Below are 13,302 nucleotides of genomic sequence, written 5' to 3'. Positions count from 1 at the left end.
AGTTAGATGAACGCCCCTCTCAACATCATCATGCCCGCCGAGGCGTCCGCAGCGCCAAGAACCTATCGGCTGCTGATCGGCGGCAAGCATGTCGATGCCCGCGATGGCCGCACGCTGGAGCGCAAGAGCCCCGGCCACGGCTTCACCGTCTCGCACTATGCACAGGCCGGCGAAGCCGAAGTCGAAGCCGCGGTGCAGGCCGCGCACAAGGCGTTCGAGACCGGCCCATGGCCGCGCATGAAGGCGGCCGAGCGCGCCGCGATCCTGCTCAAGGCGGCCGACCTGATCGAGACGCGGCTGGAGGAGATCGCCCGGCTCGACGCACTGGAATCCGGCAAGCCGATCGCCCAGGCGCGCGGCGAAATTGGTGGTGCTGTCGACATCTGGCGTTATGCCGCCTCGCTCGCCCGCACCCTGCACGGCGAATCCTACGCCAATCTCGGCGACGCCATGCTTGGCGTGGTGCTGCGCGAGCCGATCGGCGTCGTCTTGATCATCACGCCATGGAATTTCCCTTTCCTCATCGTCAGCCAGAAACTGCCTTTCGCGCTCGCCGCCGGCTGCACGGCGGTGGTCAAGCCGAGCGAAATGACGTCAGCCTCGACCTTTGTTCTCGGTGACATCCTGATGCAGGCCGGCTTGCCCGCCGGCGTCGTCAACATCCTCGCCGGCCTTGGCGCCGATGTCGGCGCGCCGATGGTCAGCCATCCCCTGGTCGAAATGGTCTCGTTCACCGGCTCCACCCGGGTCGGCAAGATGACCATGGCCTCAGCCGCGCAATCCTTGAAGAAGGTCTCGATGGAACTCGGCGGCAAGAACGGCCAAATCGTCTTTCCGGACGCGGACCTCGAAGCGGCCGCCGACGCGGCCGTGTTCGGCGGCTTCTTCAATGCCGGCGAATGCTGCAATGCCGGCAGCCGGCTGATCGTGCATGAGGCGATCGCCGATGATTTTCTCGGCGCGGTCAAGGCGCTTACAGCCAGGGTGACGGTCGGCGATCCGCTCGACGACAACACCAAGGTCGGCGCGATGATCTCGTCCGACCATCTGGCCAAGGTAACCGGCTATGTCACGGCAGCGGCGAGCAACGGCAGCAGTGTCTACAGCGGTGGTAAACAGTTGGCCTCGAATGCCGGCCAGTACCTCGATCCCACCATCATCCGCGGCGTCACCGAGGACATGGCCATCGCGCGCGAGGAAGTGTTCGGACCGGTGCTCTCGGTGCTGACTTTTGAAACGATTGAAAAGGCGTTGCACATCGCCAACAACACGCCTTATGGTTTGTCTGCGGGCGTGTGGAGCGCCAGCATCGACACCTGCATGTCGGTGGCGCGGAATGTGCGTTCGGGAACCGTCTGGGTAAACACGTTCATGGAAGGTTACCCCGAGCTGCCATTCGGAGGCTACAAGCAGTCCGGTCTCGGACGCGAACTCGGCAAACGCGCCGTAGAGGACTATACCGAAGAAAAGACAATCCAGTTTCATCGCGGCCAACGCACCGGATGGTGGGTCGGCTGAGTTGAGAAGAACCCGGCGGACATTCGCCGGTCGTGTAGATGCAACAAGGGAGGAAGTACATGTTGCGCAAACTTCTTATCGGAACGGCTCTCGCATCGGGCCTTGCTTTCGCGGCCCATGCCGAGGACGTCAAGGAAGTCCAGATGCTGCATTGGTGGACGTCGGGCGGCGAAGCGGCTGCTCTCAACGTCCTCAAGGGCGACCTGGCCAAGGAAGGCTATGCCTGGAAGGACGTGCCGGTGGCCGGTGGCGGCGGCGACGCAGCCATGACCGCGCTGAAGGCGATGGTCGCGGCCGGCAACTACCCGACCGCCTCGCAGATGCTCGGCTACACCGTGCTCGACTATGCGGCCGCCGGCGTCATGGGCGACCTGACCGAGACCGCGAAGAAGGAAGGCTGGGACAAGTCGGTTCCGGCCGCCCTGCAGAAGTTCTCGGTCTATGACGGCAAGTGGGTCGCGGCTCCGGTCAACGTCCACTCGGTCAACTGGCTGTGGATCAACAAGGCCGTCATGGACAAGATCGGCGGCACCGAGCCGAAGACCTTCGACGACTTCGTTGCCCTGCTCGACAAGGCCAAGGCGGCAGGCGTGATCCCGCTCGCTCTCGGCGGCCAGAACTGGCAGGAAGCCACCATGTTCGACTCGGTCGTGCTGTCGACCGGCGGACCTGAGTTCTACAAGAAGGCCTTCAACGACCTCGACGACGCTTCGCTCAAGTCCGACACGATGAAGAAGTCGTTCGACAACCTCGCCAAGCTCGTCACCTATGTCGACCCGAACTTCTCCGGCCGCGACTGGAACCTTGCCACCGCCATGGTCATCAAGGGCGACGCCCTGGTGCAGGTCATGGGCGACTGGGCCAAGGGTGAATTCCACGCCGCCAAGAAGACCCCGGGCACGGACTTCCTGTGCTATCGCTTCCCGGGCACCGACGGCTCGGTGATCTACAACTCCGACATGTTCGGCATGTTCAATGTTCCGGACGACCGCAAGGCCGCCCAGGTCGCATTGGCCACCGCCACCCTGTCGAAGAGCTTCCAGTCGGCCTTCAACGTCGTCAAGGGTTCGGTTCCGGCCCGTACCGACGTTCCGGACACCGACTTCGACGCTTGCGGCAAGAAGGGCATCGCCGACCTGAAGGCAGCCAATGACGGCGGCACGCTGTTCGGCTCGCTCGCCCAGGGTTATGGCGCGCCTCCGGCGGTCGCCAATGCCTACAAGGATGTCGTCTCCAAGTTCGTCCATGGTCAGATCAAGACCTCGGACGAGGCCGTGACCGAACTGGTCAAGGCGATCGACGACGCCAAGTAAGCGCCACACACAAAAACGCCTTCCCCGCTCCAGCGGGGAAGGCTCCGATCCGCGAACCTGGTTGGCCTCGCGCCGACGGGAGGAGCCCTATGAGCACGGTAGCGACAAGCCAGATCAAGCTGACGCCGGAGCAGGCCCGACCGCGCGCCTCGGTGCGCTCGCGCCTGCAGGACGCGCTGCCTAAGATCGTGCTGGCGCCGAGCTTCGCCATCACCATTGTCTTCGTCTACGGCTTCATCCTGTGGACGATCTATCTGTCCTTCACCAATTCCAAGACCTTCCCGTCCTATGTCATCACCGGCTCGCGCGCCTACCAGCGGCTTTGGGGCTGGACCTTCGACACCGACCCGCCATCGAGCTGGTACACGTCGATCACCAACATGGGCATTTTCGGCTTTCTCTACATCTTCATCTGCCTGGCGCTCGGCCTGTTCCTGGCCATCCTGCTCGACCAGAAGATCCGCGGCGAAGGTGTGCTGCGGCCGATCTACCTCTACCCGATGGCGCTGTCCTTCATCGTCACCGGTGTCGCCTGGAAATGGTTCCTCGATCCCGGTCTCGGCCTCGAGCAGACCTTGCATCAATGGGGCTGGACGAGCTTCCATTTTGACTGGATCAAGAACAAGGACTTCGTCATCTACACCGTGGTCATTGCCGGCGTCTGGCAGGCCTCCGGCTTCATCATGGCGATGTTCCTGGCCGGCCTGCGCGGCATCGACGGCGAGATCATGAAGGCGGCGCAGATCGATGGCGCCACCACCTTCCAGCTCTATCGCCGCATCGTCATCCCGCTGCTGCGGCCGATCTTCCTGTCGGCCTTCATCGTGCTCGCCCACCTCGCCATCAAGTCGTATGACCTTGTCGTGGCGTTGACCAGTGGCGGCCCCGGCGGCTCGGCCTGGCTGCCGTCGAACTTCATGTATGAATACACCTTCAAGCGCAACGAAATGGCCGTCGGCTCGGCCAGCGCGGTGATCATGCTGATGACCATCATCGCCATCATCGTGCCCTATCTCTATTCGGAACTGCGGGAGAAGCCGCGATGAGCGCCGTCACCACGCCCGCCCGCCAGGCCTCAGGCGGCGTCAACGCTAGGATCGTCAACCGCATCGTCATCTACGGGCTGCTGGCGCTGTTTGCACTGTTCTATCTGATGCCGCTGTTCGTCATGCTGGTCACCTCGTTCAAGACCATGGATGAGATCCAGAATGGCAATATGCTGGCGCTGCCCCAGGCACCGACCTTCGACCCGTGGGTGAAGGCCTGGGGCGAGACCTGCGTCGGCCTCACCTGTGCCGGCATCAAGGGCTATTTCTGGAACTCCATCAAGATGGTGGTTCCGGCCGTGCTGATCTCGACGATGCTCGGCGCCCTCAACGGCTACGTGCTGACCAAATGGCGCTTCCGCGGCGCAACGCTGGTGTTCGGGCTGATGCTGTTCGCCTGCTTCATCCCGTTCCAGTCGGTGCTGTTGCCGATGGCGACGATCCTCGGCAGCCTTGGCCGTTTCGGCGTGTCGCTGCAGAACTCGGTCGGAACGAGCTTCGGCCTGGGCAACGCGACGGTCAATCTCGTCTTCGTCCACGTCGTCTACGGCATCGGTTTCACCACTTTGTTCTTCCGCAACTATTACGAGGCGTTCCCGACCGAACTCGTCAAGGCGGCGCAGGTCGACGGCGCCTCCTTCTTCCAGATCTTCCGTCGCATCATGCTGCCGAACTCGATGCCGATCTTCGTCGTCACCGTCATCTACCAGTTCACCAACATCTGGAACGACTTCCTGTTCGCCTCTGCCTATGCCGGCACCGGCGACGCGATGCCGATGACGGTGGCGCTCAACAACGTCGTCAACACCTCGACCGGCGTCGTCGAATACAACGTCAACATGGCGGCCGCGATGATCGCCGCATTGCCAACCCTTCTCGTCTATGTGCTCGCCGGCCGCTATTTCGTGCGCGGTCTGATGGCGGGCGCCGTCAAAGGATAATCTGATGGCTTTTCTGGAAATTGATGGCCTGAGAAAGCGCTTCGGCCAGGTCGAGATCCTCAAGGGGATCGATGTCGAACTGGATAAGGGCGGCTTCCTGGTGCTGGTCGGCCCGTCCGGCTGCGGCAAGTCCACCTTGCTCAACACCATCGCCGGCCTGGAGACGATCACCTCGGGCGAAATCCGCGTCGAAGGCCGCGCAATCAACGATCTGCATCCGTCCAAGCGCGACATCGCCATGGTGTTCCAGAGCTATGCGCTCTATCCGAACATGACAGTGGCCGGAAACATCTCCTTCGGCATGGAGATGCGCGGCGTGCCGGCGGCAGAGCGGCAGAAGGCGATCGACAAGGTGGCCAAGGTGCTGCAGATCGGCCACCTGCTGCAGCGCAAGCCGAGCCAGCTTTCTGGCGGCCAGCGCCAGCGCGTCGCCATGGGCCGGGCGCTGGTGCGCGACCCAAAACTGTTCCTGTTCGACGAGCCGTTGTCCAACCTCGACGCCAAGCTGCGTGTCGACATGCGCATCGAGATCAAGCGCCTGCATGCGACCACCGGCACCACCATCGTCTATGTCACCCACGATCAGATCGAGGCGATGACGCTGGCGACCAAGATCGCCGTCATGCGCGACGGCGAGGTGCAGCAGTTCGGCACGCCGGCCGAGATCTACAACAACCCGACCAATCTCTTTGTCGCCGATTTCATGGGCTCGCCGGCGATGAACCTGATCCCGGCGACGATCGGCACCAACGGCAATGCGCTGTCCGTCGTGCTGCAGCGCGAGGCGCGCGAGCCGATCTCGCTGCCGATGGCCAATGCGCCGGCGGGCCTGTCGGCATTCCAGGGCAAGCCGATCATCTTCGGCGTCCGCCCCGAAGCCCTGACCGATCCGGAAGGCGCCGAGCGCAATGCCTCGAACATCGCCACTGCCGACTGCTTTATCGAGGTCGTTGAACCGGCAGGCTCCGACACCTTCGCCGTCACCAATCTCGGCGGCAAGGGCGTGGTGGCGAGGCTGCGCGCCGACGCCAACATCCAGCCCGGCACCAACACCCCGCTCGCCTTCAACCTGACCAAAGCGGTGTTCTTCGATCCGGCGACCGAAAACCGCATTCTCTGACCGAGATGACAAATCCCGATATCGTCATCATCGGCTCCGGCATCGGCGGCGCCACGATCGCCTCCGGTCTGGCCGGCAGCGGCGCCTCGATCCTGATGCTGGAGCGCGGCGAACCGTTGACGGCAACGCCGCATGCGCGCGACACCCGTTCCATCTTCGTCGACGGCCACTATCGGCCGAAGGAGATGTGGCGCGAGGCCGGCGGTGCGGCCTTCAACCCCGGCAACTATTACTATGTCGGCGGCAATTCGAAATTCTATGGCGCCGTGCTGATCCGCTACCGCAGGGAAGATTTTGCGGCCATGGAGCATTTCGGCGGCGTCTCGCCGGCCTGGCCGTTTTCCTATGAAGAATTCGAGCCCTGGTATTCGAAGGCCGAGCAATTGTTTCGCGTGCGTGGCTCGCTCGGCGAGGACCCGACCGAGCCGTTCCACTCGATCCCCTATGCCTTCAAGCCTGTGCCCGACGAGGCGCCCATCGCGCGCGCCCGCACGGAGCTCAAGGGCCTCGGCCTGCATCCGGCCTCGCTGCCGCTCGGCGTCGACATCGACGCCTGGCTGAAGGATGGCAAGACCGGCTGGGACGCGTTTCCCAACACCGGCCAAGGCAAGGTCGACGCGCAAACGGGCCCCCTGACGGCGGCGCTGACCGACCAGAACATCAAGCTCGAGACCGGCGCTTACGTCGAATATCTGGAAGCCTCGACCGACGGCAAAACCATCGTAGCTGTTCACTACCGCCAGAATGGCGCGTTGAAAAAGCTGACGCCGAAGCTGGTCATCCTCTCCGCCGGCGCGGTCAATTCCGCCGTCATCCTGCTGCGTTCGCCGTCACCCACCACCGGCAAGGGAGGTGGCAAGGGCCTCGCCAACCGCTCCGACCAGGTCGGCCGCAATTTCATGAACCACAATTCCAGCGCCATGCTGGCGATCGATCCGCGCCGCCGCAACGATGCCGTCTACCAGAAGACGCTGATGCTGAACGATTATTATCTCTCCGACGGCAAGGGCGGCAAGCCGCTCGGCAACGTCCAGCTGCTCGGCAAGATCGACGGCAACATCCTCAGCGCAAATGTGAAGTTCGCGCCCAAATTTGCGCTCGATTTCATGGCCGGCCATGCTGTCGACTGGTACTTGATGTGCGAGGACCTGCCCGATCCCGAAAGCCGCATCATGGTCGACGGCAAGGACATCGTCATGCAATGGCGGCGCTCCAACATGCAGTCGCTCGACGGCTTGACCAAGGTGATGCGCGAAAACTTCCGCGCCTGCGGCTATCCGATCGTGCTGTCGCGCCCCTTTGACAAGCGCACGCCGTCGCACCAGTGCGGCACGGTGAAGATGGGCGACGATCCCGCCACAGCGCCGCTCGACCCATTCTGCCGGTCCTTCGATCATCAGAATCTGTTCGTTGTCGATGGCGGCTTCCTGCCGAATTCGGCCGCCGTCAATCCGGCGCTGTCGATCGCCGCGCAAGCTCTGCGTGTCGCCGACCATATCCGCAAGACCGAGCTTTCCGCATGAGCCGCCCGGCGGCCATCGTCACTGGCGGCGCGCGCGGCATCGGCCTTGCCTGCGCTCAGGCGCTTGCCGGTGCCGGCTTCAACATCCTCGTCGCCGACCTTGCCGAAAAACCCGCTGACGGGTTAGCAAAGGACATCACCACGCGCGGCGCGAAGTTCGCCTATGTCAGCTGCAACATCGCCGATCTCAGCGGCCATGCGGCACTGGTCGACGCCGCGATGCGCACCTTCGGCCGCATCGACTGCCTGGTCAACAACGCGGGCGTCGGCGCCGTCGTGCGCGGCGACCTCCTGGAACTGAAGCCCGAGAATTTCGACAAGGCGCTCAGCATCAATCTGCGCGGCACCGTGTTCCTCAGCCAGGCCGTCGCCAAGGCGATGCTGGCCGCACCTGGCGATCACCCGAAATCGATCATCACCATCACCTCGGTCAGCGCCGAAATGGCGTCGCCGGAACGGCCGGACTACTGCATCTCGAAAGCCGGCCTGTCGATGTGGGTGAAGACCCTGGCGCTCAGGCTCGCCGCCGAAGACATCGCTGTGTTCGAGGTGCGGCCGGGCATCATCCGCACCGACATGACATCGGGCGTCACCGCCAAATACGGCGCCTTGATCGACGGCGGGCTGGTGCCGGCAAAGCGCTGGGGCGAAGCATCGGACATCGGAACCGTGGTGGCGACGCTTGCCGGCGGCAAGCTCGGCTTTTCGACCGGCTCGATCATCAATGTCGACGGCGCGCTCTCCGTGCCGCGGCTGTAAGGTGGATAGTGTCATGACCGACTACATCATCGTGGGCGCCGGCCCGGCCGGCTGTGTTCTGGCCAACCGGTTGAGCGAGGATCCGACGCATCAGGTGCTGCTGCTGGAAGCCGGCGGCAAGGACTGGCATCCCTATATCCACATGCCGGCGGGCTTTGCCAAGATGACCAAGGGCATTGCCTCGTGGGGCTGGTCGACCGTTCCGCAGAAGCACATGAAGGACCGCGTCTTCTGGTACACCCAGGCCAAGGTGGTCGGCGGCGGTTCTTCCATCAACGCCCAGATCTACACGCGCGGCAATGCCCGCGACTATGACGCCTGGGAGAAGGAAGAAGGTCTCGCCGGCTGGGGCTATCGCGATGTGCTGCCCTATTTCAAGCGAGCCGAAAACAACCAGCGCTACGCCAACGACTTTCATGGCGACCAGGGCCCGCTCGGCGTGTCGAACCCGATTTCGCCACTGCCGATCTGCGAGGCCTATTTCCGCGCCGGCCAGGAGATGGGCATTCCCTTCAACCCGGATTTCAACGGCGTCAGCCAGGAGGGCGTCGGCTACTACCAATTGACCCAGAAGGATGCGAGGCGCTCCTCCGCTTCGGTCGCCTATCTCAGGCCGATCCGCGCGCGCAAGAACCTGACGGTCAGGACCGACGTGCTGGTAACCCGCATCGTCGTCGAGAAAGGCCGCGCCATCGGTGTCGAGATCGTCGACAGGCCGGGCGGCGAGAAGAAAATCCTGCGCGCCGACCGCGAGGTGATCGTCTCGTCCGGCGCCATCGGCTCGCCGAAGCTGTTGATGCAGTCGGGCATCGGCCCGGCCGACCATCTGAAATCGGTCGGCGTCACGCCGGTGCATGACCTGCCCGGCGTCGGCTCCAACATGCAGGACCATCTCGACCTGTTCGTCATCGCCGAATGCACCGGCGACCACACCTATGACAATTACGCCAAGCTGCACCGCACGGCCTGGGCCGGCCTGCAATATCTGCTGCTGAAGAAGGGACCGGTGGCCTCCAGCCTGTTCGAGACCGGCGGCTTCTGGTACGCCGACCCGACTGCAGCCTCGCCCGACATCCAGTTCCATCTCGGCTTGGGCTCCGGCATCGAGGCCGGTGTCGAGAAGCTGAACAACCCGGGCGTCACCTTGAATTCCGCCTTCCTGCGGCCGCGCTCGCGCGGCACGGTGCGGCTGAAGAGCGCCGACCCCGCCGACCATCCGCTGATCGATCCGAACTACTGGTCCGATCCCTACGATCGCGCCATGTCGATCAAGGGACTGAGGCTGGCGCGCGAGATCATGCGGCAGAGGGCGCTTGCGCCCTACGTGTTGCGCGAGGTGCTGCCCGGCCCGTCGCTCGCTAGCGACGACGAGTTGTTCGACTATGCCTGCCGCAGTTCCAAGACCGACCATCATCCGGTCGGCACCTGCCGCATGGGCCATGATGACATGGCCGTGGTGACACCCGATCTACGGCTGCGCGGCATCGACGGCCTGCGGGTCTGCGACGCCTCGGTGATGCCGCGCGTGCCCTCCTCCAACACCAATGCGCCGACCATCATGGTCGGCGAAAAGGGTGCCGATCTGATCCTCGACCGCGAACCGCTGCCGCCGGCCGTGTTTTCCGGAAACCGGGCGGCTTAGGAGCAAAAAAATGATCAGGCACTGTGTGTTCGCCAGGTTTCGCAACGATGTTCCCGCCGCCGAGCGCATGGCAATCCATGCCGATCTCGAAGCGCTGCGACAGGTGGTGGAGGGCATGGAAGCGGTCCAATTCAGCGCCAATGTCAGCCCCGAGCCGTTCGGCCGCGGCTTCACGCATGGCTTCACCATCGATTTCCGCGATGCCGCCACCCGCGACGCCTATCTGGTGCATGAGGCGCATCAGCGCGCCGGCGCCCGACTGGTCGCCGCTCTCGAAGGCGGCACCGACGGATTGATGGTCTTCGATCTCGATCTTACGAAAAAGTGACCGCCGGTTTTTCGAAAGCCGGCTGACGGCTGTTCTCTTTTGCCGACCGGGCGACATATCGTTGCCCGGGGACGGTAAAGGAGGAACGTCTTGAACCTCAATTCCCAACAGAAGAAAACCGTCCTGGCTTCATTTCTGGGCTGGACGCTCGACGCTTTCGATTTCTTCCTCCTGACATTCCTGCTCACGGATATTGCGACTGAATTCCAGACCGATGTCCCAGCCGTATCGAAGGCGCTGTTCCTGACTTTGGCGACACTCTTCATCGGCGCCTTTTTCTTCGGCATGCTTGCCGACAAATACGGGCGCAAGCCCATCCTCATGCTCAACATCGTCAGCTATTCGGTGATTGGCGCGCTGGCCGCCTTCTCGCCCAATCTCGGCATCTTCCTGGCACTGCGCGCCCTGTTCGGCATCGCCATGGGCGGCGAATGGGGACTTGGCAGTTCGCTCGCCATGGAGTCTATCCCGCCCAGCGCGCGCGGCATGGTCTCGGGCATCCTGCAATGCGGCTATCCGACGGGCTACCTCTTGGCGGCAGTGGTCTATGGCCTGCTCTATCAGCAGACGATCGGCGGCTACACGATCGGCTGGCGCGCCATGTTCCTGCTCAGCTTCGTGCCGGCATTGATCGTGCTGTTCATCCGCTCACACGTGCCGGAATCGCCGGCCTTCGTCGACGCGCAGAAGACCGCCAGGCCGGGACTGTTGGAGACGCTGCAAAAGCACTGGGGCGTCGCCCTCTATGCCGTCGTGCTGATGATGTTCTTCAATTTCTTCAGCCATGGCACACAGGACCTCTACCCGACCTTCCTGAAGAAGCAGCACGGCTTCGATCCGCATACGGTGAGCTGGATCACCATTGTCGCCAACATCGGCGCCATCGTTGGCGGCCTGGCATTCGGCGCGCTGTCCGAGAAGATCGGCCGCGTCAACGCCATCACCCTGGCGTGCCTGATTGCTTTGCCGTCGATTCCACTGTGGGCCTACAGCTCTACGCCTTTCATGCTCGCCATCGGCGCCTTCGTCATGCAGGTCGCGGTCCAGGGCGCCTGGGGCGTCATCCCGGTGCATCTCAACGAGCTTTCGCCGGGGTCCGTGCGGGCGACCTTGCCCGGTTTCATCTATCAGGCCGGCAATCTCGCAGCGTCCTATGGCGGCCCTTACCAGGCAGGCATCGCTGAAGCCCCTGGAGGCAGCTACGGCTACGCGCTGGCGCTCTTTGCCGGCGTGGTTGCCGTCTGCATCATCGTCGTCATCCGCTTCAGTCCGGAGCGACGCGGCCAGGTGATGACCGTGCTGGGCTAACGGCGGCAGCTAGCCCAGTCGGAGCGCAACAACGCCGGCGACAATGCTGAGCGCGGCGGCCGCGCGCCAGCCCGTCATCTTCTCGCCGAGGGCGAAGACCGAGATCATCATGGCGAACAGGATCGAGGTTTCGCGCAGCGACGCCACCGATGCGATCGGCGCCTTGGTCATTGCCCACATCACGATCCAGTAGGCCGCACCGCTGAGTACGCCGGTGAACAGGCCCACCTTCCAGTCGCGCGCCAGCACCGGCAGCGCTTTCGGCCCACGGAAGATAAGGCACAGCACCAGCGCTCCGAGGGCATCGCAGATGAACAGCCAGGCGGCGTAGCTTTGCGCCGTGGCGGCCAGCCGCGCGCCGCTGCCGTCGGACAGCGTGTAGCTGGCGATGAAGATCGAGGTGCCCAGCGCAAAGCCGACCGCGCGCAGGTTCAGTTTTTCGAGATGCGCACCGCCGCGAAACGACATCACCAGCGTGCCGGTCGACAGCAGAAAAATACCCAGAATGGCAAGCGGCGCCGGCACCTCGGCGACCACGAACATACCGCCAAGGGCTGCCAGCAAAGGTGCTGTGCCACGCGCCAGCGGATAGGTCTGGGCGAAATCGCCGGCCTGGTAGGCGCCGATCAGGAAGGTCCGGTAGCCCATGTGGAAGATCACCGAGGCGATGATGTAGGGCCACACCTGCGCCTTCGGCACTTCGACGAAAGGCAGCACGACAAGGGCGGCGGCTCCCATTCCCAGCGTCATCAGCGTGATCGACAGGAAGCGGTCGAGATGCACCTTGACCAGCGCGTTCCAGATCGCGTGCATGGCGGCGGCGGCAAGCACCGCGAAGAAGACGAAGGGCGTCATTGCCGGCTCATCCGCCGCGCAGCACGGCGAGCGGCGTCTCGAGGTCGATGTCGATCCGCAGCGGGAAATGGTCCGATGCGACCTCGCCGACATCGGCGCCGACCGAGCGGACGCGCCCGGCAAACATGCCGCCGACAAAGCAATGGTCAAGCCGGCGTTTGGCCAATTTGCCGTCGATGGTCTTCACATGGGTGTGGAAATCCGCGGTCGGCTGGCTGGCAACCGTGGCGGCGTCGACGAAGCCATCGAGGTAGGCGGCGCCGCGATGATAGGGCGTGCTGCCGACGATGCGGCTATATTCGGCGCTGCCCGGCTCCATGTTGAAATCGCCCATCCAGATCGCTTCCAACGGATTTTCCGGCTCCGGCTCGCCATTGCTCCAGTTGCGCGACGGCTCGTCATCGACGCCGCTCCACGGTCCGCCCTCGCGGGTCGCACGGCGATGTTCGCGCAAGAGGTAATCGATCTGCTCCAGCCGCTCCTCCGCCGCGATATGGGCGAGATGCAACGAAAACACCCGAACCGGGCCGGCCGGCGTGCGGATCATGCATTCAAGTGCTGCGTTGCGCGTGTTGAGCGGCCGCAGCGTGCGGCGCATCGGCAGCGCATGCAGCCGCGACCAGACGATCGGCAGCTTCGACAGCACCATGGTGCCGAACTGCCGGCGTCGGTTGATCAGACGGCCGTCGCGCTGCTCGCTGGCGTCCATGTCGAAGGCCGGACCATAGACCCAGTGATAGTCCGGCAGCAGGCCGGAAATAAGCTCCGGCTGGTCGTCGTCGTTGCTGCGCTGCCAGTGCTGTTCGACTTCCTGCAGCGCGATGATGTCAGCGCCGGCGACGATGCGCGCGGCGCGCGAAAGATCGTAGCGGCCGTCGCTGCCGAACCCGTACTGGATGTTGTAGCTGACGAGCTTCATTGCTTATCCGGCTCATTTTCGATGATGGCAG

General features: G+C 63.7%; 12 protein-coding genes. 10 read left to right on the top strand and 2 right to left on the bottom strand.

Annotated features, from left to right (window positions below; genetic code table 11):
• Positions 1–6: 6 nt before the first annotated feature.
• From AC1DYW_RS25200 to AC1DYW_RS25155, 10 genes are all read left to right on the top strand, one after another.
• Positions 7–1,518, top strand: a complete 1,512-nt coding sequence (locus AC1DYW_RS25200; RefSeq protein ID WP_477227988.1) for an aldehyde dehydrogenase family protein — start codon at positions 7–9, stop codon at positions 1,516–1,518.
• Positions 1,519–1,577: 59 nt separating this feature from the next.
• Positions 1,578–2,831 carry an ABC transporter substrate-binding protein gene (locus AC1DYW_RS25195; RefSeq protein WP_095084589.1) on the top strand — a complete coding sequence of 418 codons (1,254 nt, stop codon included), beginning with the start codon at positions 1,578–1,580 and terminating at the stop codon, positions 2,829–2,831.
• Positions 2,832–2,920: 89 nt separating this feature from the next.
• Positions 2,921–3,877, top strand: a complete 957-nt coding sequence (locus tag AC1DYW_RS25190) for a carbohydrate ABC transporter permease (protein WP_095084590.1) — start codon at positions 2,921–2,923, stop codon at positions 3,875–3,877.
• A complete protein-coding gene (locus tag AC1DYW_RS25185) occupies positions 3,874–4,818 on the top strand; it encodes a carbohydrate ABC transporter permease (protein WP_095084591.1) in 945 nt (314 codons plus the stop codon). Before AC1DYW_RS25190 ends, AC1DYW_RS25185 begins: the two co-directional genes overlap by 4 nt.
• 4 nt (positions 4,819–4,822) lie before the next feature.
• Positions 4,823–5,938: an ABC transporter ATP-binding protein gene (locus AC1DYW_RS25180; RefSeq protein WP_457154399.1), complete on the top strand. Its 1,116-nt coding sequence runs from the start codon at positions 4,823–4,825 to the stop codon at positions 5,936–5,938.
• A gap of 5 nt (positions 5,939–5,943) precedes the next feature.
• Positions 5,944–7,461, top strand: a complete 1,518-nt coding sequence (locus tag AC1DYW_RS25175; protein ID WP_477227987.1) for a GMC oxidoreductase — start codon at positions 5,944–5,946, stop codon at positions 7,459–7,461.
• Positions 7,458–8,219, top strand: coding sequence for a 3-ketoacyl-ACP reductase (locus tag AC1DYW_RS25170; RefSeq protein ID WP_477227986.1), 762 nt, complete (start codon positions 7,458–7,460; stop codon positions 8,217–8,219). The genes AC1DYW_RS25175 and AC1DYW_RS25170 overlap by 4 nt, the downstream gene beginning before the upstream one ends.
• A 13-nt stretch (positions 8,220–8,232) precedes the next feature.
• Positions 8,233–9,861 carry a GMC family oxidoreductase gene (locus AC1DYW_RS25165; protein ID WP_477227985.1) on the top strand — a complete coding sequence of 543 codons (1,629 nt, stop codon included), beginning with the start codon at positions 8,233–8,235 and terminating at the stop codon, positions 9,859–9,861.
• A gap of 10 nt (positions 9,862–9,871) precedes the next feature.
• Entirely contained in the window at positions 9,872–10,189 is a 318-nt protein-coding gene (locus AC1DYW_RS25160) for a Dabb family protein (protein WP_095084596.1), read from the top strand.
• Positions 10,190–10,279: 90 nt separating this feature from the next.
• Positions 10,280–11,497, top strand: coding sequence for an MFS transporter (locus AC1DYW_RS25155; RefSeq protein ID WP_477227984.1), 1,218 nt, complete (start codon positions 10,280–10,282; stop codon positions 11,495–11,497).
• 9 nt (positions 11,498–11,506) lie between these two features.
• On the opposite strand, the gene AC1DYW_RS25150 is transcribed toward AC1DYW_RS25155, so the two are convergent.
• Positions 11,507–12,352, bottom strand: a complete 846-nt coding sequence (locus tag AC1DYW_RS25150; protein WP_457152577.1) for an EamA family transporter — start codon at positions 12,350–12,352, stop codon at positions 11,507–11,509.
• Between the two features lie 7 nt (positions 12,353–12,359).
• Positions 12,360–13,271 carry an endonuclease/exonuclease/phosphatase family protein gene (locus AC1DYW_RS25145; protein WP_477227983.1) on the bottom strand — a complete coding sequence of 304 codons (912 nt, stop codon included), beginning with the start codon at positions 13,269–13,271 and terminating at the stop codon, positions 12,360–12,362.
• Between the last annotated feature and the right edge of the window lie 31 nt (positions 13,272–13,302).

The organism is Mesorhizobium sp. P2_D5, from assembly GCF_056404355.1.
Note: the sequence above shows the minus strand (reverse complement) of the source record. Positions and strands in the feature narration are given on the sequence as shown.

Coding starts and splice junctions, on each gene's coding strand:
- AC1DYW_RS25150 (WP_457152577.1), bottom strand. CDS start 12,352: ATGACGCCCTTCGTCTTCTTCGCGGTGCTTGCCGCCGCCGCCATGCAC.
- AC1DYW_RS25145 (WP_477227983.1), bottom strand. CDS start 13,271: ATGAAGCTCGTCAGCTACAACATCCAGTACGGGTTCGGCAGCGACGGC.
- AC1DYW_RS25185 (WP_095084591.1), top strand. CDS start 3,874: ATGAGCGCCGTCACCACGCCCGCCCGCCAGGCCTCAGGCGGCGTCAAC.
- AC1DYW_RS25190 (WP_095084590.1), top strand. CDS start 2,921: ATGAGCACGGTAGCGACAAGCCAGATCAAGCTGACGCCGGAGCAGGCC.
- AC1DYW_RS25160 (WP_095084596.1), top strand. CDS start 9,872: ATGATCAGGCACTGTGTGTTCGCCAGGTTTCGCAACGATGTTCCCGCC.
- AC1DYW_RS25170 (WP_477227986.1), top strand. CDS start 7,458: ATGAGCCGCCCGGCGGCCATCGTCACTGGCGGCGCGCGCGGCATCGGC.
- AC1DYW_RS25180 (WP_457154399.1), top strand. CDS start 4,823: ATGGCTTTTCTGGAAATTGATGGCCTGAGAAAGCGCTTCGGCCAGGTC.
- AC1DYW_RS25175 (WP_477227987.1), top strand. CDS start 5,944: ATGACAAATCCCGATATCGTCATCATCGGCTCCGGCATCGGCGGCGCC.
- AC1DYW_RS25195 (WP_095084589.1), top strand. CDS start 1,578: ATGTTGCGCAAACTTCTTATCGGAACGGCTCTCGCATCGGGCCTTGCT.
- AC1DYW_RS25165 (WP_477227985.1), top strand. CDS start 8,233: ATGACCGACTACATCATCGTGGGCGCCGGCCCGGCCGGCTGTGTTCTG.
- AC1DYW_RS25200 (WP_477227988.1), top strand. CDS start 7: ATGAACGCCCCTCTCAACATCATCATGCCCGCCGAGGCGTCCGCAGCG.